Annotated in this window: 24 protein-coding genes and 1 tRNA gene; 3 read left to right on the top strand and 22 right to left on the bottom strand. The window is 37.5% G+C overall.

What is annotated here, in order from left to right; translation table 11 throughout:
• Window positions 1-7: 7 nt before the first annotated feature.
• The 9 genes from ribH to NBC122_RS05300 all read right to left on the bottom strand — a co-directional run bounded on the left by ribH (window position 8) and on the right by NBC122_RS05300 (window position 8,676).
• Complete coding sequence (gene ribH / locus NBC122_RS05340) at window positions 8-490, bottom strand: 6,7-dimethyl-8-ribityllumazine synthase (RefSeq protein WP_133439382.1); 483 nt, start codon at window positions 488-490, stop codon at window positions 8-10.
• Between the two features lie 15 nt (window positions 491-505).
• Window positions 506-1,216, bottom strand: a complete 711-nt coding sequence (locus NBC122_RS05335) for a YfgM family protein (protein ID WP_133439381.1) — start codon at window positions 1,214-1,216, stop codon at window positions 506-508.
• A gap of 122 nt (window positions 1,217-1,338) precedes the next feature.
• The gene (locus NBC122_RS05330) at window positions 1,339-1,872 is read right to left on the bottom strand and encodes an adenine phosphoribosyltransferase (protein ID WP_133439380.1); all 534 of its coding nucleotides are present in this window, start codon (window positions 1,870-1,872) and stop codon (window positions 1,339-1,341) included.
• A gap of 1 nt (window position 1,873) precedes the next feature.
• A complete protein-coding gene (locus NBC122_RS14340; RefSeq protein WP_246012458.1) occupies window positions 1,874-3,073 on the bottom strand; it encodes a hypothetical protein in 1,200 nt (399 codons plus the stop codon).
• Between the two features lie 275 nt (window positions 3,074-3,348).
• Window positions 3,349-4,554 (bottom strand): protein O-mannosyl-transferase family, encoded by a 1,206-nt coding sequence (locus tag NBC122_RS05320; protein ID WP_133439379.1) that lies wholly within the window; start codon window positions 4,552-4,554, stop codon window positions 3,349-3,351.
• 591 nt (window positions 4,555-5,145) lie between these two features.
• Window positions 5,146-5,916: a hypothetical protein gene (locus NBC122_RS05315; protein WP_133439378.1), complete on the bottom strand. Its 771-nt coding sequence runs from the start codon at window positions 5,914-5,916 to the stop codon at window positions 5,146-5,148.
• A 720-nt stretch (window positions 5,917-6,636) separates the two neighbouring features.
• Window positions 6,637-6,710 (bottom strand) — tRNA-Asn (locus tag NBC122_RS05310).
• 74 nt (window positions 6,711-6,784) lie between these two features.
• The gene (gene rseP, locus NBC122_RS05305) at window positions 6,785-8,122 is read right to left on the bottom strand and encodes an RIP metalloprotease RseP (protein WP_133439377.1); all 1,338 of its coding nucleotides are present in this window, start codon (window positions 8,120-8,122) and stop codon (window positions 6,785-6,787) included.
• Between the two features lie 110 nt (window positions 8,123-8,232).
• Window positions 8,233-8,676 (bottom strand): DUF6646 family protein, encoded by a 444-nt coding sequence (locus NBC122_RS05300; RefSeq protein WP_133439376.1) that lies wholly within the window; start codon window positions 8,674-8,676, stop codon window positions 8,233-8,235.
• Between the two features lie 129 nt (window positions 8,677-8,805).
• On the opposite strand from NBC122_RS05300, the gene NBC122_RS05295 reads away from it, so the two are divergent.
• Window positions 8,806-9,564, top strand: a complete 759-nt coding sequence (locus tag NBC122_RS05295; RefSeq protein ID WP_133439375.1) for an amidohydrolase — start codon at window positions 8,806-8,808, stop codon at window positions 9,562-9,564.
• Window positions 9,565-9,729: 165 nt separating this feature from the next.
• Here NBC122_RS05295 and NBC122_RS05290 read toward each other — a convergent pair whose 3' ends face one another.
• From NBC122_RS05290 to NBC122_RS05230, 13 genes are all read right to left on the bottom strand, one after another.
• On the bottom strand, window positions 9,730-10,032 hold the full coding sequence (locus NBC122_RS05290) for a thioredoxin family protein (RefSeq protein WP_133439374.1): 303 nt from the start codon (window positions 10,030-10,032) through the stop codon (window positions 9,730-9,732).
• 48 nt (window positions 10,033-10,080) lie between these two features.
• Complete coding sequence (locus NBC122_RS05285) at window positions 10,081-10,281, bottom strand: hypothetical protein (protein ID WP_133439373.1); 201 nt, start codon at window positions 10,279-10,281, stop codon at window positions 10,081-10,083.
• Window positions 10,278-10,589: a rhodanese-like domain-containing protein gene (locus NBC122_RS05280; RefSeq protein ID WP_133439372.1), complete on the bottom strand. Its 312-nt coding sequence runs from the start codon at window positions 10,587-10,589 to the stop codon at window positions 10,278-10,280. Before NBC122_RS05280 ends, NBC122_RS05285 begins: the two co-directional genes overlap by 4 nt.
• Window positions 10,582-10,794, bottom strand: a complete 213-nt coding sequence (locus NBC122_RS05275; RefSeq protein WP_133439371.1) for a DUF6132 family protein — start codon at window positions 10,792-10,794, stop codon at window positions 10,582-10,584. Before NBC122_RS05275 ends, NBC122_RS05280 begins: the two co-directional genes overlap by 8 nt.
• Window positions 10,791-11,420, bottom strand: a complete 630-nt coding sequence (locus tag NBC122_RS05270) for a methyltransferase domain-containing protein (RefSeq protein ID WP_133439370.1) — start codon at window positions 11,418-11,420, stop codon at window positions 10,791-10,793. Before NBC122_RS05270 ends, NBC122_RS05275 begins: the two co-directional genes overlap by 4 nt.
• Before the next feature lie 51 nt (window positions 11,421-11,471).
• Window positions 11,472-11,846: a rhodanese-like domain-containing protein gene (locus NBC122_RS05265; protein ID WP_133439369.1), complete on the bottom strand. Its 375-nt coding sequence runs from the start codon at window positions 11,844-11,846 to the stop codon at window positions 11,472-11,474.
• Complete coding sequence (locus NBC122_RS05260) at window positions 11,846-13,255, bottom strand: MBL fold metallo-hydrolase (protein WP_133441067.1); 1,410 nt, start codon at window positions 13,253-13,255, stop codon at window positions 11,846-11,848. The genes NBC122_RS05265 and NBC122_RS05260 overlap by 1 nt, the downstream gene beginning before the upstream one ends.
• A 77-nt stretch (window positions 13,256-13,332) precedes the next feature.
• A complete protein-coding gene (locus tag NBC122_RS05255) occupies window positions 13,333-13,716 on the bottom strand; it encodes a hypothetical protein (protein WP_133439368.1) in 384 nt (127 codons plus the stop codon).
• Complete coding sequence (locus NBC122_RS05250) at window positions 13,713-14,519, bottom strand: sulfite exporter TauE/SafE family protein (RefSeq protein ID WP_133441066.1); 807 nt, start codon at window positions 14,517-14,519, stop codon at window positions 13,713-13,715. The genes NBC122_RS05255 and NBC122_RS05250 overlap by 4 nt, the downstream gene beginning before the upstream one ends.
• Before the next feature lie 76 nt (window positions 14,520-14,595).
• The gene (locus NBC122_RS05245) at window positions 14,596-15,039 is read right to left on the bottom strand and encodes a hypothetical protein (protein ID WP_133439367.1); all 444 of its coding nucleotides are present in this window, start codon (window positions 15,037-15,039) and stop codon (window positions 14,596-14,598) included.
• A 96-nt stretch (window positions 15,040-15,135) separates the two neighbouring features.
• Complete coding sequence (locus NBC122_RS05240) at window positions 15,136-17,127, bottom strand: TonB-dependent receptor plug domain-containing protein (protein ID WP_133439366.1); 1,992 nt, start codon at window positions 17,125-17,127, stop codon at window positions 15,136-15,138.
• A gap of 132 nt (window positions 17,128-17,259) precedes the next feature.
• Window positions 17,260-18,123: a hypothetical protein gene (locus tag NBC122_RS05235; protein ID WP_133439365.1), complete on the bottom strand. Its 864-nt coding sequence runs from the start codon at window positions 18,121-18,123 to the stop codon at window positions 17,260-17,262.
• 109 nt (window positions 18,124-18,232) lie between these two features.
• A complete protein-coding gene (locus tag NBC122_RS05230; RefSeq protein WP_133439364.1) occupies window positions 18,233-18,595 on the bottom strand; it encodes a hypothetical protein in 363 nt (120 codons plus the stop codon).
• A gap of 133 nt (window positions 18,596-18,728) precedes the next feature.
• Between NBC122_RS05230 and NBC122_RS05225 the strand changes: the two genes are divergently transcribed.
• Both NBC122_RS05225 and NBC122_RS05220 read left to right on the top strand, forming a co-directional pair.
• Window positions 18,729-20,255, top strand: a complete 1,527-nt coding sequence (locus NBC122_RS05225) for a helicase HerA-like domain-containing protein (protein ID WP_133439363.1) — start codon at window positions 18,729-18,731, stop codon at window positions 20,253-20,255.
• Window positions 20,256-20,269: 14 nt separating this feature from the next.
• Window positions 20,270-21,496, top strand: a complete 1,227-nt coding sequence (locus NBC122_RS05220; protein WP_133439362.1) for a 3'-5' exonuclease — start codon at window positions 20,270-20,272, stop codon at window positions 21,494-21,496.
• The last annotated feature ends 120 nt before the right edge of the window (window positions 21,497-21,616 follow it).

The raw sequence follows: 21,616 nt of genomic DNA, 5'->3' as shown, positions 1-21,616 counted from the left end.
GAACTTATTACAGTTTTCTTTTAAAGTCAATCATCTGCAGTGCAGTCACAGCGGCTTCGATTCCTTTATTTCCCAAGGCACCGCCACTTCTGGCGATCGACTGCTCTTTGGTGTCATCCGTCAAAAGACAGAAAATGGTTGGAACATTTGTTAATACATTACAGTCCTTAATTCCCTGTGCTACTGCAGAACAGACATAATCAAAATGTGAAGTCTCGCCCCGTATGACACATCCGATGGCGATGATGGCATCGAAATATCCTGTTTTGCAGAGCTGCATCGAAGCATAATTGAGTTCAAAAGCCCCGGGAACTTTAAAAACTTTGATATGTTCTTCTTTTACGCCTTCTTTTTTCAGCACTTCCAGAGCACCGTCCCGTAGGTTAAAGGTTATAAAATCATTCCATTCTGAAACGACAATGCCAATTCTGAAAGAACCGGCATCGTGTAGTTGTAATGGTTGATAATCAGAAAGATTTACAGTCGCCATTATAGTATTTTTTAATTAGTAATATTTTACCATTTCGATATACGAGTCAGACATTCCATTATCGTAATCCTGATATTTTTCGTCGATGGTAGAGAAATATTTTTTCGCGTCGGCGTTCTTTTTCAAAGCCAATGCTACGATTCCTGCTTTTCTTGTAAAGTAATAAGAAGTATAAGGATCATCTGAAGCTGAAATTGCTTTGTTCAAAAGAGACAACGCATCGTCGCTTTTATTAAGGTTGGCCTGGCTGTCTGCCATGGCGCCATATTTCAAAGCCATTAAAACTTTGTTGTCAGAAGAAAAGTTATCCAGAAGGTCGTAAGCTTCCTGGTATTTGCCTTCTTTAAATTTAATTAATCCGGCGTTGTAAGAAGAAAGTTTACCCACCTTGGTTCCCGAGTACTCCTTATAAGTCCCTAAATAACCTGGGTTTGCTGCGCTTTTTCCACCTAAAGCCAAATCGTCTTTTCCGTCTGCCAAATTTTTCTGGGCAGCAAGGTAGCTTAAAGTAGCTTCTTCATTTCTTGGTGCTTCGTAAAACTGCTGAAAAGCAAAATATCCTAAAACGCCTGCCAACAATACACCGAAAACGATCATTAAAGATTTAGCATTTTTTTCGAGAAATCTCTCAGTATCGAGTGCACCTCTGTCGAGGTCTTTGAAAACTTCTACAGTTTCCTTACCTTCCATTTCTTTTTTGCTGGTGCGGGAATTGAATTTTGCCATAATTTTGATAAAAATTGAAGTGCAAATTTAACTGTTTTTAAACGATATACAAAATTATGCTCAAAAAAACATTTTCAGTTAAATTTTAATTTCAGGAAAGCTCTAAATTGTTATATTTTAGGTCAATAGGTTAATATCTGATGAACTTCGGCTCCGAATTTTTCGAGCCTCTTTTCACCTTCCAGATCTTTTAGCCCGATTAAGAAACTGAACTGCGAAACAATTCCGCCTTGCTTTTGAACAAGATGTGCGGCTGCTTCAGTTGTTCCTCCAGTGGCCAATAAATCATCGTGAATCAGAATTCTTTGTCCGGGTTGTAATTGTCCCGTCCGCATTTCTATTTCTGCCGAACCGTACTCGAGGTCGTACTTCTGACTTACAAAAGGGGGCGGCAATTTCCCCTGCTTCCGGATCAGAATAAAAGGCACATCCAAGGCCACGGCAATGGCAATGCCGAAAAGATAACCGCGGCTTTCGATCCCGCAGACGGCGTCGATTTTACCCCGGCTGAAACTGGCCAGGTCCGCAATGACCTCTTCATAAAGTTTTGGATTGAGAAATATCGGGGTTATATCTTTAAACTGAATTCCCGGTTGCGGAAAATCAGGAATATTCTGAATGGTATTTTTTAAATCCTGAACAAGTTGCTGATTCATTTTAATTGATTTTATAACTTGAAATTTTCCAGTCGCCGTTGACATTTTTTAATCCAAATGTAACCTGTACAGCTGTTGTTCTCCCTTCTTTATCAGTAATATCATAAGTAGCATTTACGCTGGCCGCATTTGCACTGGCATTGTTGGTCGTCATATTCTTTACCGTAATATTTTTCACCCCACCAAAACCGGAAGTTGGATTAGAGAAAGTTTCATAAGAACCCCAGTTCGGATTATCAGCCACCTCATAAGCGCCCCGAAGATTCTGAGCAGACAGATTGTTTAAAAATTTTGAAACGCTCGCTTTTGGATCAGCTGCAGGCACTTTGGTATCTGGAATTACACCGGAAGCATCCGGGGTAGCAATCTGGTCTTCAAAAACTTCATTTGCTGGATTATCCGCTGGATTCCCGGCAGGCATTAATAATGCTTTCGGATTCACCGGCACTCCTATTTTTGACATTTTAAAGGTTTTCTTTGTCGTCTTTACCGTGACGGTAATATCAACGCTTTGGTCGACGATCTTTTGAGCAGGCAGTGATGCAAATCTCACATTAAATCCTTTGAAGTTATTGTCCAACATCAGATTCTTTGCAGTAGAAATACGGTTGCCGCCGCTGGAAACCTGCAGAACGACTTCTAAAGCTGCACCTTCAAATACAATGGGCTGTCCTTTAGCATCCAGTAGCCTTGGAACCACCTGCAAAGATTGTGGCCCTAAAACCGCATCATTTCCGGTGCTGTTCACCTCCACACTCAGGGAACTTGCCTGAATATCATTCGCATCGAATTCTTTGGCCTTATCATTTCCAAAAATATTCATATTTCCTAAAGAAGGAGGTCCTGTGCTCGACCACTCGACTCCATTCTTTTGAGCCACCTGATCTGCGAGTGAAAATATTTCAGGAACTTTCTTTCCGTTGATTAAAATACCCAGCGCCTTCAGTTCATTGGTTTCTCCTTCGGCCTCAACACCAAAAGTCTTTAAGATATAAAGCGCTTCATTGAATTTAACCTGCTGCAACGTATTCAGCCCGGAAGCCATATCATTGATGCTGGACTGGAGAGTCTGTGTTGTTGTAGCATCAACGGTATCTTTTTTACAGCTTACAAAAAGCAGCAATACTGCGAAAACAAAAAATCTGCTTATTTTAAAAAAAGCAGTTTTCCCGGTTGTATCTTTAGTTCTATTCTTACTCATACTTATGTTTTGGTTTCGAACAAATTTATAAAAAAATCCCGACAAAGACGGGATTCCATTTAAAACTAAGTCTGATACACCCGTAATTTTCTGATTTGGTAAAAGAAACGTTCAATCAATCTTAAATATTGGGGGACTATTTCAGCATTGCCTTTAAGGCAGGCCAAAAAGTATTTCACAATTCTAGGACTCAAAACTTAAAATATATCTAAATGTTTAAGAAAAAATTGTTGAAGATTGGGTCGCAGTGTATACCTTTTTTTATCATCAATTACTTAATAATTACTCTTAATTAATATCCAGTCTTTAGCATATTGGTATTGTCTGTCAAAAGCGGGCTTAGCTTTTAATTTATTTTTGTCATATGCTTCAATAAATTTTAAAATATCTGGATTACCTTTCAGAGGCGGAAAAAAAAGATATCTGGCACCACCTTTAAAACCGGTTTCGTTATTGATTGATTCACCAATTTTGGTAGAATCTATTATTTTAAAGGTCATAAAATAAATTAATGGAATAGAAAATACCAGAAGATATTTTTTACTAAAATTAAAGTTTTCCAAACCTTTTGCCATCATTACTAAAACCAATAAATAAGGCACTAAATGAAAAACATAAGAATCTGACACATCATGTTTTAGAATAAAAAAAACATAGGGGAGAATTGCAATAATAAAATACTTTTTAAATGGTACTTTATGTAAGCCTCGAATGATAAAGTACGTGAAAAACAAGAAATTATACAGTAAAAAAACTAAATTTCTTCCTAAACTTTTTATAAATATTTTAAAATCTAAATGAAAAAAAGAAGAGCCCCACGCATCATCTGTAAAAATTGCAGTAAAACTATTTTTTCCCTGAATGACCGGAATCAGAAGAACTGAAAAAAGTACAGTGGTTATAAGAAGACCTTTTATAATATTCATTTTATCACTCTTGAAATTTTCGTATAAAAAATACAAATAAAAAGGCACAAGCAATATGGTTTGAATGTGAATTAAAAACATTAAACCGAATAATACGGCACTCCAGTAAAAATTAATACGTCTATTCTCTTTTATAAATAAAAAAATTTGGTATAAAAACAATATAACAAACAAGAGGTAAAAACTGTAAACTTCCGTAATAATAGAAATTCTCCAAAAGGTGAAAGAAAAACCGAAAAATAAAACTACAAGGTCTATAATACCTTTCTTAACATCAAATAAAAACAGAAATTTTCTTAAGAAACACAATGTTAATATTGAACATCCTATACTGAAACCTACAAATAAATAATGGGGATTGATCAAAGGAAATATCTTATGTAGAACCGCCAGCGAATTAATGTAGAGAAAATGATTTGTTGCATTTGTTGCTAAATCGAAACCCTTAGAAGCCACTACGGTAAAGGCTAAACTATCGCCCAATATCGGATCAGGTCCTATAGAAAAAAGATAAATTAGGAGAAAAACAAAAAAAAGTAAAACATTTTTATTCATGCTGTTATTAAGTATAACAGCATAGATACAAAAACCTAGTTAAATATTTTTAGTTTTTGTATACAGTTTTTAAATTACTTTCACCTCCTCTATTATTTTTCTGATGTCAATCGGAAATAACATCATCACCTAATAATTAATTTGATAATCGAGTTCAATAGGGTTGTTTGTCTTTTCTCTAAATTCTTGTTGAAATTTGATTGCGGATCAGTCCGGTCATTCCGACTTTAATCTCCCCGTCTACCCCCGCTGCGCAAAGTCTCCGACTTTGAGCCTCTTCAATCTCACTCCTCACCATTATTATATTTCCAAAACTCATTAGTTTTAGTAATGTTTATCATCGAAGGATCTGCCATTGTTATATTCAGCAATACTTTTCCAGAAAAGCAGTTGCTTGCTACACAATAAATATACTGCGCTACTTTTTTAAACCAGCCTCCGCTCATGGGATTAAGAGAGGTATAATTCAGTTGATCCCATACAAAAGATAAGGTATAAATTTCTTCCGCGTGTTTTCAATATTTCAAAAATTGACAATTTTTATTCGTGCACTGACTTTCGGTTGCTTTTCGAAAACTTTCAACCATCCAATCACGCCGGATTTCTGGCTTCAACTGTATCCCACACCGACAACACCTCCATCCCAAAAGCATCTCCCCCGGTCAATAAACATCCTTTCCCATGAACCGTCGGATAAAATGAAACCCTAGCTACCGAAAACAAAATCCCGTTGCCTTCCGGTATTGTATCGAAAAGAATCTCAAAAGAATCTTCTTTGAAATCAGGGGCGATAATCATTGGGGCCGCAAATACCTGTTGGTAAGCAAGCGCCTCAAAATCAAAACGGATCAAACCGACACGTACTTCCATAGCGTCTGCTTCCTCAGGAAATCCGGTTTCATCCGCTCTAAAGTCATGCACTTTTAAACTCCGGCTTTCCCAGTCAAATATATAGGGACACGGTAAAATAGCAGGCCGCTGAGGGGTGAAAATAAAATCCTCTAAAAGCTGTTTCCCCGATGTTGAAGAAATCCCATGAAAAACCGACCGCTTTCCTCTTTCTGAACTGTGATCACAATCTCTGATTGTTAAAAACAACTTCATAAGCCTCTGGTGTAATTTGCCGTCTTTATGACCGGCAAGAAAAGGTGCTATGGATTTTTTGAATTCCTTATTCACCTTAGAACAGGCCGTAAACTCGCTGCAGGTTTCACGTACCCTCGCCATATTTTTACCGTTCCTGATCGCATCACCGTTAAAACCGCCACCCGACATACGCGCCAGTGGTTCTCCGTCCTGCACATAAAAGTTCACCTCTCCTATCGTGCCTTTAAGTAAAATGCCCCCGATCTGCTTTGCCATTGTAATTTATTTTTAACATTGTTATAGTGATCGCTTCCTCTGGTCATCTCCATAGCAACCCGCAGTGTATGCTGACTGTATGCTGACTGTATGCTGACCTGACTCCTCATATAAACCTTACAATAAGCAGACAATTCTCTATCATCCGAACCCTGTTGAGGTTCCCTGAACATTTAATCCAAATCATTCACATGAAGAATAAATCCGCTTATATATCCAGACTAAATTAGTAAATTATTTTCAATTACACAGCAAATCAAACACTTATAAAGCCAAACACATGACAAAGTCACAAACAATACAAAAATATAATAACTTCTGTATTTAAAACGATATCTTACTTCCACAGCATTACCAACTTCGTGTAGTATCGCAGCTTGAAGAAATGTACTTTGCCTAAGTGCAATGTCTTGACGCCTTAAAAAATGAAAAAAAAGCCTTTTGGCAACTGAAATATTTGATGGGTTCAAGACAGGATTAAAATATTCACTATCATAAAAACGGATATACAGATAACACTACATCCCGTAAAATGGATTTCTTATAACCCTGATCTTTCCAATCAGCGAAACCGGAATTGCGTCTTAAAGCAGAATCAGAAAAGAAATTTTGCGTTTGTTTTTAAACAAGCACTTGACTTTAAACAACTTAGAATCATTAAAAACCCTTCATCTTTAAAATTAAACACAAAAAAACCACCACATTTCTGTGATGGTTTTGCTCCTCTTCTTGGGCTCGAACCAAGGACCCTCTGATTAACAGTCAGATGCTCTAACCAACTGAGCTAAAGAGGAGTGTAGCTCTTTGCTTTAAGCGTGTGCAAATATAGAAACTTTTTTTATACTACCAAAATAATTTTAAAAATATTTTAAAATTTTCCGGTAATCCATTTTAAAATATCGTTTCCGAAGATCAGAACCATGAGTCCCATTAGGAAAATCACGCCTATCATTTGTGCATTTTCTAAAACTTTCTGCGGAACCGGTTTTCCGGTGATCATTTCCCAAAGTGTGAAAACCACGTGTCCACCGTCTAATCCCGGAATCGGAATCAAATTGAGAAAAGCCAACCAAACTGAAAACATCGCTGTAAAGCTCCAGAAAAACTCCCAATTAATCGTCTCAGGCATCTGTTTGATGATTCCAATAGGTCCGGAAACTTTTTTATACCCTTGCGTTTTGGTGTTGAAAACAATTTTAAACTGCTTGATCTGCATCGTCAAAACATCAACTGTTCTGGTTAATCCTCTCGGAATTGCTTCGCCAAGAGAATACTTTTTGTTCACCTGTGTTTTCTCGAATTCTTTCTGAGCGATCGACAGGTCATTTGCGAATCCAAGTTTGCCTTCGCTGCTTACTTTTACATTTACTTTTTCAAGCTGATTATTTCTTTCAACATCTAAAACAACCTCTTGATTTTTTAACTTAGACAGCTCAGGTGCCAGTTCATCGAAAAAATTAACAGGCTTGCCATTAATCCCAACGATTCTGTCACCTTTCAGCAATCCGGCCGCCTCAGCATTGCCTTTCGGGAAAAGACTGTCGATAACCACAGGATAACGTGGCCCGAAATACATCTTAGCTTCATTCTCTGCCAGTACATCTGCGACACCATCTTCGTTTACAGGAAAAGTAACTTCTTTACCTTCTCTTAAAACGGTGACATGATTAGCGAAAAGCATGTTAATAGTTGAAGTTTCCATTCTTTCAGCCGGTTTTTCATCGATTTTCAGAATTCGGTCTCCGTTTTTCAAGCCCATTTTTTGACCTGCTGCTGACACTGAAATTCCGTTTTCAAACTTGGCATTATCGTGATAGGTTTCCCCTTTAAAATAACTTAATGAAGAATAGATGAACCATGCTAAAAAGAAATTAACCGTAACTCCGCCCATCATGATGATTAACCGCTGCCACGCAGGCTTACTGCGAAATTCCCATGGCTGAGCAGGTTGCTTCAATTGCTCGGTATCCATACTTTCGTCAACCATTCCTGCGATCTTTACATAACCCCCAAACGGCAGCCAGCCAATTCCGTACTCTGTACCCCGGAATTTTAATTTAAATAAAGAAAACCATGGATCAAAGAAAAGATAGAATTTTTCAACTCTTGTTTTGAACAGTTTAGCAGGAATAAAATGTCCCAGTTCATGGAGGATTACAAGAATTGAGATGCTCAATATAAATTGAAATAACTGTATTAATGTCATTGAATATTTTTAAATTATTTTAAAGATTTGCGAAGATACAAATTATCAAAGTATGCCAAACAAAAAAGGCTCTCAAAATGAGAACCTTTTGTCTTATGTGCCTGAATTTCTTACAAGTTGAAAGAAACCCCGATGCTTCCGTTATTCCCTGCTTCAAGGAAAATACCGACATTATTGTTGAAGAAATATCTTACTCCTAAATGCGCTCCGAAGTAGGTACCGCTTTTACCCAAAAGTCCTAAATCAACACCTGGATAAATGTCCCACTGTGAAGGCAATCCCAAAGGCTCCTGTAGGTGAAAATTCAATCTACCGAATACTCCGAAGTCATCATCTTTGTATTTGTCGTTACTATGATCAAAAAAGAAATTAGCACCTGCGCCGATTGATATCAATTTGGATAAACCGTAATCATATGTTGCTGTAATACCTGTTCCGTAACCCCAACCGTTAAGACCTACCTGAATTTTTTGGTCTCCTTTACCTTGCCATGCTTGTGCAAATGCCATTTGTCCTAAAAAGAAAAATGAGCAAACTACTAATAACTTTTTCATAATGTTAAAATTTTAATGTTAATTTATAATAATGTATTTCACCATTCAAAAATGAGACCACTTTATGATTTTATTAACTTTTTTAAGAAAAAATATGTATATTGAAGTTCATTTTATAAAATAATAATCATGAATGATTTAATAATTAGTGGGTTAAATTTAAATATCGCCTGGAAAAACAAAAGTGAAAATTTTAAGCAAATTGAATTGGCCTTCAAACAAACCTCGGCGGATCTGCTTATTCTACCCGAAATGTTTTCCACTGGTTTTTATATGAAGCCGGAGGAAATAGCAGACCGAAATGAAGAAACACTGCAATGGATGAAAAATTTCGCAAAACAAAAAAACACAGCAGTCTGCGGGAGCGCTTCTGTTTTTGAAGGCGACCAATATCTCAACCGGTTTTATTTTGTGAAACCCGATGGCGAATATTTTTTCTATGATAAAAGGCATCTCTTTTCTTACTCCGGTGAAGATAAAAAATACAGTTCCGGACAGGAACGGGTGATCGTTCAATATAAAGGATGGAGAATTTTGCTGCAGGTTTGCTACGATTTGCGGTTTCCTGTTTTTTCCAGAAACAATAATGATTATGACGCCATCTTATATGTTGCCAATTGGCCGAAAAGCAGAATTGACGCCTGGCAGACTTTATTAAAAGCAAGAGCAATTGAAAACCAAGCGTATGTTTTTGGCTTGAACAGAATCGGAACTGATGGCAATGATTTAGAATATCCGGAAAGCTCTTATTGCTATTTTGCTGACGGAAGTGAAACCTCATCAACAAAAAACAATATCATATCCACTATTTTTGAAGCAGAAAAGCTGGACAAATTCAGAACGAAATTTCCTTTTCTATCGGATCGTGATGAATTTGAATTAAAGTAATTCTTATCACATTTTCAACATTAAGGCCCTGTTTAAGAATTTACGAAAATAAAGATTCCTCCAGAATTGACTGCATTACAACACAAACTGCACAAATTATTTTCACCAATAACACAAATGTTTAATGAAATTTGTGAAAAAGATTCGTGCGATTTCTGTTAAAAATTACGAAGCAAATCCTTTCAACAGATCTGTCAGTGTATTAACATCGTGTACGCCGCTTTGCTTATAAAGCATTTCGCCTTTTTTGAAAACCGCCAAAGTGGGAACACCACGAACGCCATATTCGGCGGCAATTGCCGGGAACTGATCAATATCTATCTTTACAATTCTGGCCAGATCACCTATGTTTTCTTTAACAGTCGTCAGGACCGAAGACTGTACTTTGCAGGGACCGCACCAGGTGGCAAAAAAATCAATCAATACTGGACGTTCTGAATCTATAAGTTCTTTAAATTTTTGTGACATCACTTTTAAATAAAATAGTTACTGAAATTGCTCAACTAAAACTTTAGTTTAAATATTATTTTCCTCTTTTCTTGGCACTTCACAAGCTCCGGCTACACAACCCAATTTGAAAATTGCCATCGCCATGAAATACAGCCCGAAAGGAATCATCAACCAAACCCGGTCATTTGCTGCGATGAGTACAAAAAATATTCCACCAGCTAAATATAAGAATCTACTTAAGGTCCAATTCTGAAATATATTTTTCACCGATTTAATTTATTCTGAAGGGAGCTCCAACCGCCTCCGTTATATGCTTCAAAACCATTTTGCTGAAGAATTGCTTTGGCAGAAGCGCTTCTCATTCCGCTTGCACAACAGGTGATGATTGGTTTTTTCAAGTCGAGTTTTTTCATTTCACTTTGCAGCTGCTGCAAGGGAATATTCGCCGACTGTTTAATATGACCGTTGCTGAATTCAGCAGGAGTCCGCACATCAATTATTTGTGCACCGGCGATAAAAAGCTGTTTAAAATCAACATTTTTTACACCAAAAATATTTTTAATAAAATTAAACATGTTCTTTTTTTGTTTTAGATTTCTGAAATACCGAAAACATTAAATAGCCCATCACCATTCCGTAAACGGTCGAATTAAACGGTTTGGATGTTATCGCACAGGTTCCTGTTGTGCAGCCAATAAAGTGATAATATGCATAACCCAGAATTCCGCCGACCAGAATTCCGGTCAATGCAATTTTATATTGTTTTAAAATAGATATCATATTATTTTCTTCTTTTTTAGGTTGATGAAAACTTCGCTTCCTTTTCTGGGTTCGATGCTGTTATAGCATTCTTCCATTTTTTGAATATTAAAATATTGGCTGAAAAGAGTCTGATATTCCTCAACGCTTCCACCAAAAGGCGGTCCGTTTTTATCAAAAACTTTATTAAACAACACTCCGATTATCCGACCGTTTTCGTTTAATAATGAATGCATTTTTTCTGCATACCGAGTTCTTAACAAAGGAGAAACTGCACAGAAAAAAGTCTGTTCAATAATGAGATCGTAAATTCCTGTATGGTCAAAGAAATCTTCACAAATTACCTTCACACCTTCCCTATCTTTGTATTTCTCTTTTAAAATATCAACTGCTGTTGGCGAAATATCAACAACGGTAATGTTTTTAAAGCCAAGATTATAAAGCGATTCAACTTCGTAAGCATTCCCACAACCGGGAATCAAAATAGCCGCCTTTCTATCTGGATATTGCAACAAATATTCTACAATTGCCGGTGAGGAAAAACCAATATCCCAACCGGTTTCCCTTTTCGCCCATTTACTTTCCCAAAAATTTTTATCGGGAACATTTGGGTCAGGAGATTTATCGCAATGGAATTCGTTCATCATATTATTGAGTGAATGAAAATAGATTTTCTTCTGCAAGAACTACGCTGTTTTTCACTTCTTTTCTTTTTTAACTGCGGTTACATTTTGAAGCGTTTTGGCATCATAAACATTTTGAATTCCGTTCTTTTTCAAAATTTCAACTGCCTGAGCGGCTTGCTTTCCACTATTGCAGAAAACGACGGTTTGTTTTTGTTTTCTGAAAAAATCGAGATGATCTTCAATTTTGGCTAAAGGAATATTAATAGCTCCTGGAGAAGTCTTCTCAGAAAACTGTTCCGGAATTCTAACATCCACCAAAGTGGTTTCCGGACTGGTAATCATTTCTTTGACTTCTGCACGGGAGACTTCTGAAACTGGCGTTGCTGTTTTACAGGACCATGAAATCATTGAAATCACCGCTACAATAAAAATCTTTTTTAAACTCATCACTTTAAAGTTTTTGATTGACAAACGAAATTACTTTTGGGAACATCCGTTTCTTTAATTTTATTGAAACCACCTTCGATTTCTGTAAAATTTCTAATCCCTCTGGAATTTAAAATACTTGCAGCGATCATACTTCTGTAACCACCGGCACAATGCAAAAAGAAATGTGCCTCTTTATCCAAAGTTGATGCCCATTCATTGATATCAACCAAAGGTCTGCTATACGCTTCATTCACATGTTCTGCGGCATATTCGGTTTCGTTCCTCACATCGATAACTTTTGAATCTTCTTTGAACTGCTCTGAAAAAGTATGGGCAGAAATCCTGTTAACATTGTCAGTTTCCTTTCCGGAATTTCTCCATGATTGAAAACCACCTTCCAAATAACCAATCACATTATCAAAACCAACTCTTGACAAACGGGTAATTGCTTCTTTTTCGAGTCCCGAATCAGTCACCAATAAAAGCGGTTGTTTCACATCATAAATCATGGCTCCAACCCAGGGTGCAAAATCTCCCTGTAAACCTATATTGATTGAATTAGGCACAAATCCTTTATGAAAATCGGCAGCATTTCTGGTGTCTAGAATCAAAGCTCCGCTATCTTCTGCAACCGCTTCAAAATCCTGGGCAGAAACTGGATGCGATCCTTTTTTAAGAATCACATCGAAATCTTCGTAACCGCCTTTGTTTAGAGCGACATTCATTCCGAAATATTTTGGCGGCGCAGATAAACCATCCAGAACTTCTCTGACGAAGGATTCCTTGTTTGGCTGGTTCAGTGCATAATTTGTTTTCTTTTGATTCCCCAAAGTATCTACTGTTTCTTTCTGCATATTTTTGCCACAGGCAGAACCGGCGCCATGCGCAGGATAAACTGTGATATCATCAGACAAAGGCATGATCTTATTTTGCAAACTGTCATATAGAATCCCGGCCAATTCTTCCTGAGTCATGCTTGCTGCTTTTTGCGCCAGATCAGGTCTCCCGACATCACCTAAAAAAAGCGTATCTCCACTGAAAATCGCAGTTTCTTTTCCGTTTTCATCAATCAAAAGATAGGTAGAACTTTCCATGGTATGACCCGGAGTATGCAAAACTTTAATCTTAATTTTTCCGATCTCAAAAATCTGTCCGTCTTCGGCAATGATGGCATCAAAATCTGGATTTGCTGTCGGTCCGTAAACAATTGGCGCACCCGTTTTCCTGGATAAATCAACATGTCCTGAAACAAAATCTGCATGGAAATGGGTTTCAAAAATATATTTCAACTGTACCTTATCTTTTTCTAAACGGTCGGTATAAGGTTTTGTTTCCCGTAACGGATCGATAATTACGGCCTCATTCTCTGAGACAATATAGTAGGCTCCCTGGGCGAGACATCCTGTATAAATCTGCTCTATTTTCATCATATTCAATTTTTTCACCTTTAAATTTCAATTTAAAAAATAAAGGAATTTCATCTTAATAAATTTAGGAAAAATACTTACTTACTTTCTCCGATTTCAGTGTATTGAGTTGCGTTACCCTGGTCGTCCGTCAGTTTTCCTCCGGCTCCGAGAGCACCTTCCCACATCATTTTTTCATTGGCGAAAACAGGCTCACCTTTGGTGTTGATTTTTTTCGCAATCAGTATTTCTTCTTTTTTACCGTCCTGCTCCAACTTCACGGCAATATCATCTCCCTGCGCAAAATAAGTGACGTTCATCTCTTCCCCTTTGTCATTTTTCAACTTTGTGGTTTCCTGCACCAAACTCACTTCTTTCGGATCTTTTGCAGAAACCTCAGTAGTGTTCAGGGTTTTTGCCTGTTCTTTGTCACACGCGGTCACTAAAAACAATCCTAAGGTAAAAATCAATAACTTCTTCATATTGCTATTTGTTGTTTAATAAATATTTCTTTAATAATGATAAATAATCCCATAAACAGGACGACCCAACCAAAAAGGGGTTTCAATTTCCGCCCGTCCATTTTTTTCGCCAATACGATTCCTATGAAAATTCCGGCTACGGATAACGAGGAAAAAACAATGAGGAAAGTCCAGTCGTGTGCAACCATCTTCATGGTGCTGAGAAAACCAAGAATCGAATTCAGTGCGATAATAAAAAGCGAAGTTGCTACTGCTCTTTTCATCGGCAGACCGATTAACATGACCAAGGCCGGCACGATCAGAAATCCGCCGCCCGCACCGATTAAACCCGTGATGATGCCGACTAAAAGCCCCTGCGATATTAGAATGGTGTAATTATTTTCGGTTTGTTTTCTTCCCGAAGGTCTTTCGGTTTTCCTGATCATTTTGGCAGAAGCGATCAACATCAGTATTGCGAATAAAAAAAGCAGAAACATATCTCTGGTCATGGTAATCCCCCAACGGCTGATAATGTATTCAGGCAAATGGGGCAAAACCAGTCTTCTCGAAAACAACACGCCCAAAACGGAAGGAATACCGAAAATTAAGGCGGTTTGAAAATCAATCATTTTTTCTTTTACAAAACCGGCAGAGCCTACCAAACTGGTAACACCGACCACGAAAAGCGAAAGCGTTGTTGCGGTTACCGGATCAAAGCCAAAAACATAAACAAAAACCGGGACACTGAGAATACTTCCGCCACCGCCGATCAATCCCATCACGAGACCAATAACGACTGCTGAAAAATATCCTAATAACTCCATTGAAATAATTTCAGCAAAAATACTCTTTAATTTTTTCATAAAATGTAACCCAGGTTACAGAAGGCAAATCATTCATTTAACAGAAATCAATAATCTGAAGTGATTTTGAGCCAACCTCAATGCTCTCGCCCTTATTCTTTCTTTTTATATTTTGGAAAACAGGAGCATGGTCTGAAAAGGTAACCACTTCCTTACTTTCAAATATAAAAACAGGCACAGAAATCCCAACGAATAAAAAACTCTGATCAGTTTCTATCAGGGCTCCCCTTTCAATTTTATCGTGTGAAGTCTTAAGCTCCCCTTCCAGAAAGGCAAGATTTTGTTCCGCTTCTTTCAACGTTTTCTCGTAACGGAGCTGCATATCCTTTGCTTGCGTCTGCTGCGAAAAATCTTCCGGATCATGCGTGCTCTCTTCATCCATATCAGAGGCTGTTTTATAACGCTCAACCGTTTGTTTTAAACTGTCGATAACTCCTTTTTGTTTTTCAATAATAATGGTGATGATATCTGCTCTTTTCATGATTTCCGATTTTGTGATCTAACAAATTTACAGAAATTTTCCCGGAACTTCTTTTGTAAAACAGCCAACATTTAGCAGGTTTAAATCCTTCTTTTCCTACCAACTAAAAGTGAGATTGATAAAGAAATTCCTCCCGGGTTGTGGGATTTTGTTCCAATCGGAATAAGTGGTGTAGTACCAGTCAAAAACATTCTCCACGCCAATTTTCGCATACGTTTTAGCGTGTCCAAGCGGGAATGAATAGCCTAAATTTGCATTTACAACCGCATAACCCGGCGTTTCAGATTCGCCATATTGGGGTGCAAAATCCCGATATTCCGTATTTCCAAAAACCGAAATTTCCGAAGAAAATTTATTTCTTTCATACCGCAATACGGTTTGGTAACTGAACGGACTCATAAATGGCAAATTGCCTTGTTCATTATCTTTTCCACGCGTGTAAACGAATTGAGTTGTCCATTTCAACGGTTCTGTAATCCGTAACTCTGTCGATAAACTGACATTAAATAAAGTCGCGTAATCTAAAGCCGTATAACTTTTCACCCCATTTGCACCAATAGTCATGGGAACAAGATGAGGAATGATTTTCCCTACGATGTAATTGGAAATATGAAAATAAGACGATGAAATTTTAGCACTGTATTTTTCTTTTTTCAAACCGATAAAGGCATTGGCTTCAAGTGATGACTCATTTTTCAAATAGGGATTTCCAATATAATCGTATTTCTCAAAACTGTTGAACAAATAAAATCCGTAGCCTTCTGACACCGAGGGCGCACGGTCACCATATCCCAAACCGAAACCGGCCTGAGATCCATTTTTATCAAACTGATAATTGGCCGCGAAACTTTTCAGAATTCTGTTTTTTTCAGCTTTCATTTCAGGGTAAAAAATCTGTAAACTGTTTAAGCCGAATTCACTTTCCACTTTATTTTGATGCATCGTGACAGAAGCAGACAATCTCACACTTGAACTTTGATTAAAATTGAGCTGATCTTCCAGATAAAGTGACTGTGCCAAAGTTCTCAAATCCGGCCAAGTCAGCATAAACATCAGCTTCTCATTTTTATCTTCAGGATACATCGTCATTTCTGCTGATGACTTATTGTAAAACCCATTGATATTTAATAAAAAATGATGCTGATCAACCACCGATTTCAAGTGAGAATAATATCCGAAAGTTTTACTCCAGCCGGGCATATCCATGTGAATCGGAACATTGGGTCTTTTGGTATCATCCATTCTGTGCATGATCGTATTAAAATAAACTTTGGTTTCCCAGCTTTTCAGGAAATCACTTTTGGGCAACATCTGAAATTTCAAGGAAGCAATTAAAGCTTCTGCAATTGAAACATCCATTGGCAAGGCAGGATAACCTACATCATTGGCTTTGTCGTAAATAACAGCTGCTTCTAGTAATTTGTTTTCCCCCAGTTTCACTCCGGAAATTCCTGAAATATTTATTTTTTGAAATTGAGAATAAGGAACTTCGATATTTTGGCCGGCTTTATAATTCTCCGCATCACGCGTCATAAAATTAACGTCGGTGTAGAATTTCTCTGTTTTAAAACGGGTTCCGGCACCAAAGATTTTTTGCTGATTAACCGTTTCGTACCCGCTGTTGACATTAAAGTTCCATTTCTTCTGACCAAACATCATTTTATTTCTTTTCAAATCAATAGCGCCACCGATGGTATTCCCGTGACAGGAACCTTCCTGCCCTGAACTGATGCTGGCTTCCATTAAATTGGAAACTTCAATATAAGAAGTAATCGGATCCATTTTATCGGTACATGCGCCGAAAATTCTCATTCCATCAATGGTGATCAAAGTTCTTTCCGTCGGCATGCCATTAATAAGCGGTTCCCACGCATAAGCTCCCCGTTTAATCATATCTACTTTTGCAGATTTTTGCAGGTATTCGTCAATCGAACCCAATGGCTTGTTTTCTTTGCTCGAAATTTTGGTTGTTCCAATCACGATAACTTCCTGAATATGTTGTGATTTGGTAGAATCTGATGAATATTGTTGCGCAAAACTATTGGTAAACAGAAGGACAGAAATAGTTGGAAGTAGGATTCGTTTCATAATAAAGCATTTTGGTTAACAGAATAGCTCTAACCTTTTTAATAAAAGATTCAGCATCTGAGAAAAAGAGAAAATCAAGACTAACCCATATTATTTCAATCAATCAGTCCTGATGTTTTTTGTAATAAAAAATTAGAAATCGATTTCGAAAAAGAGGTTGCTCGCCAAATTGGTTTCTGTAACTTCCTGTCCCGCCAAAACGGTTCCGTCTGCTTTCGCCAGCTGTAAATTGATTTTCCAGTAACCCGTCATAGTCAATGAAAGTTTACCTTTATACAATTGTCCGGCAGCAGTTTGAGTTGCGTGAACATTATTTGGAGAACCGTGATTTCCCATTCCCGGCATTCTTGGATCTACTTTTACGGTAAAACCATCTACCACAGGAAAATTCATCATATCCTGCATTTTCCAGACTCCCACAACCATATCATTAATGGCAACTTTTGGAGATTTCGGTTCAATATATGCCACCACATATTTTACATTATCGCTTCCCGTAAAAGAGTTGACTGTTTTTTTGGTTTCAACAGGAACGTTTACCACAGTAGTTGCAGTATAAGCAGTTGCGCCAATGGTATAATCAATTTTCAGATCCCAATATTCACTTTCATTTCCCGGCATTTGAAAAACAATATAACCGGAATAAAGAGATCCTTCGGGAGTTACTTTTTGAACTGCAGAATTAGGGCAGGAATGCGTCATCATGGTCATATGCATCAGCGGTTTCCAGGTAATGACTGCGTTTTTTTCGTACTGATTGGTTGCTTTATTTTTAAGCCGAAGTTTAATATCATTATACCCTAAACTGGTCGCTCCCGACTTAGAATACAATTCGATAATATGAGTATCATTGGTTATTTCTTTTATTTTTAATAAACCTTCGATTTCAGTATTTGGATTTGCGGGATCCACCGGATCATCGTCAGAAGTTCTACAGGAGATTACAAGAAATGCCACTGCCAAAAGGGCAAGTATCGTTTTGAATGAAAATTTCATTTTTTTTAATTTAGTGATAATTTGACTGAATATTTTTTTCTCTTTTTAAGAGACGGTCAAACCGCTTCAGTTTCTGTTGAAAAAGAAGAGTTTAACACTGGAAATCAAATCACACTTGCGGCGGATGGGGAGGAATACTGAGCAAAATTTCGGGAATGAAAAGCTCTTGGTAGCTGAAATCCGCAGATCTGGAAGGAGCGGAGTTTTGTTTTTTAATAAAAAAATCAACCGGTGCTGTCGGCAAAATATTAAATTCAAAAGCGTATTTTACCAGATTAAAAGGGTTCGTGCTTTTATCACTTTCTTTTTTCATCTGGCATTTTCCGTGACAACTAAGCTCCGGTTTCGCTTTATTGATACAGTGAATTTCGTAGAAATCCTGATTGATCTTATAATCAATCATAAAAAGCGAGTTCTGAAAACTTGCTCCAAAAATGATAAATGAAAATATGACCGTTATTAAGGATTTCATAACAGGTCAAAATTAAGACTTTTTAATCTTAATTAAAAAATGATTTTCATCATCTAAATCAGGGAATTTTTCGCCTAACGCATTTCCTAATCTCTATTATTTTTTATCTTTAACCTCTCAAAGAATATTAAAGATGGCAGATAAAGCAAAATTCGTTCAGGAACTTTCTTCAAGATACGCCCCAAAAGGCGAATTCATCACTTTAGGAAAAGCCATGCTCGACGGCGAAGTAGTGAGCGAAGTGGATATAACCATTCCATTAAAAACGATCAACCGCCACGGATTAATCGCGGGTGCCACAGGAACCGGAAAAACAAAAACAGTTCAGGTTTTTGCAGAACAACTTTCCCACGCCGGAATCCCCTCTTTGGTTCTGGATATTAAAGGTGATTTCTCTGGTATCGCAGAACCGGGAACCGAAAACGCCATTATTAATGAAAGATACGCCAAGACAAAACTTCCTTATCAACCACAGGCTTTTCCTGTAGAACTCATGTCGATTTCGGGAGAAAAAGGAATTAAACTAAGAGCAACCGTTACCGAATTCGGCCCGCTTTTATTATCGAAAATCCTTAATCTTAATGATACGCAACAAAGCATTATTTCGATCGTTTTCAAATATTGTGACGACAAAGGCTTACCGCTTGTCGATTTAGATGATTTGAAAAAAGTCTTACAATATGTGACCGATAATGCGCAGGGAAAGGCTGATTTGAGCAATAACTACGGTTCGATTTCTACCGCTTCTCTGGGCGCGATTCTTCGTTCAATCGTGGCATTGGAACAGCAAGGCGCCACCTCATTTTTCGGAGAACCAAGTTTTGATGTAGAAGACCTGCTTCAAAAAAGAGATGGAAAAGGCGTTGTGAACATTTTGAGAGTCGCCAATATCCAAAGCAAACCACAACTTTTTTCTACCTTCATGCTTTCTTTGTTTGCTGAAATTTATATGATGTTTCCGGAAGAAGGAGATTCCGGCAAACCGAAACTGGTGCTTTTCATCGATGAAGCCCATTTGATTTTCAATGAAGCCTCGAAAGTTTTATTAAGTCAAATTGAAACCATGGTAAAACTGATTCGTTCCAAAGGAGTCGGAATTTATTTCATCACGCAGATTCCTGGAGATGTCCCCGAAAATGTTTTATCTCAGTTAGGCTTAAAAATACAGCACGCCCTTCGCGGATTTACCGCCAAAGACAAAAAAGAAATTTCGAAAGCGGTTGAAAATTATCCGACCACAGAATATTACAATGCGAAAGACCTGATTCAAAACCTGGGAATTGGCGAAGCATTCATTACGGCATTGGATGAAAAGGGAATCCCGACACCGTTAGTTCAAACTTTCTTAATTTCACCAGAATCAAGAATGGATATCCTAAGTGACGCAGAAGTTGCGGATTTAACAGGCAAATCGGCAATGGTTGCGAAATACGAACAGACCGTCAATAAAGATTCTGCCTACGAAATGCTGACCAGCAGAATGGAACAGGCAGTTCAGCAAGCAGAACCAACATTGAAAACGCGCCCTGTAAAACAGGAGCCCGGCATGTTTGAAAGTGTAATGAAATCTCCTGCAGGGAGAACATTTGCCACGACTTTGGCTAGAGAAGGCGCAAAATTTGTTTTGGGAATGTTTGGTTTAGGCGGAAGAAAGAAATAATAAAAAAATAAATTTTGTACTCAGTAATAGATATAGAAAGTAACGGTGCCCCTTTCCGGAAGGAGAGTATCATCGAAATCGCCGTATATAAATATGACGGCCACCGGATTATAGATCAGTTTATTTCTTTGGTCAATCCGGAGCGAGACATCACCCCGTTTGTTCAGAAATTAACCCAAATTTCACCGAAAATGGTGAGAACTGCGCCGAAGTTCCATGAGATCGCAAAAAGAATTGTAGAAATCACCGAACACACCACTTTGGTTGGACACAATATCGAATTTGATTACCGGATGCTCCGACAGGAATTCAAGCGGTTAGGTTACGAGTTCAAAATCAATACGATAGACACCATTCCTTTAGCCAAAAAATTAATTCCTGAGGCCGAAAGTTATAATTTGGGGAAACTGGTAAAGTCGCTGGGAATTCCGCTGGTTGACCAACACCGTGCGTCGGGGGACGCCAAGGCGACGTTGGAACTGTTCAAATTATTGATGATTAAAGACAAGGATTCCGAAATCATTCAACAACATCATGACGAAGTTAATTCGAAATCTTATTTGAATAAAATCCGGGATCTAACACAGGATCTGCCTGCAGAAAAAGGAATTCTCTATTTTCAGAACAGAGAGGGGGAAATCATTTATTCAGAATTTGTGGACGATCTTAATAAATCTTCCAAAAACATTTTCCACTCGAAATCAAAGCGTTGGGTTACCGTTCAGGAGGACGTAGAACAGATTCAGTATGAATTAACCGGAAGCGATATTCTGGCAAAACTGATGATGAGAACCAAAGGCCTGAAAAAGAAAGAATCGTTACCGTTTGGGCTTTACCACAAAAGTGAAAAATATTTCGTCGATAAAATCACCAATCAAAAAGTAGACAAACCACTGTTGAAATTTAAATCCTTTACGCAGGGAATAAAAGCGGTGAGTTTCATCAACGGAAGACCCGAATTAAAGGAAATAAAAAATCTTGAACAATTAATTACCATTAATAAAACCGATGAACTATGGTTGTCACCCGGAAGGATTTTAGGAGAAAAATCATTCTTACAATTTGAAAAAGGAAAACTCATTGCGTACGGCTTTTACGAATTATATACCCAAATCGAATCTTTGAAAAAATTATCGGGTTTAAAAATTAACATCGATTTCCCAACCGAAGATTTGAAAAATGATTTGAAAATGGGGCTTTTACGGGGTGATTTTGAAATAATTCCAACTCCTTTAAAATAAATAGCGCAGAATTAAATTAAAAATTTTAATTTTGACGGGAATTTAACAAAACAAAATAATGAAAGTTCAAAAATCTATAAAAAAGGGTGCTTCTAAAGGGAAAAAGTTTTTCTCTAAAGC

The sequence above is a fragment of the Chryseobacterium salivictor genome (assembly GCF_004359195.1).
GTDB classification, from domain to species: domain Bacteria; phylum Bacteroidota; class Bacteroidia; order Flavobacteriales; family Weeksellaceae; genus Kaistella; species Kaistella salivictor.
This window is presented reverse-complemented; position numbering and strand designations above follow the sequence as displayed.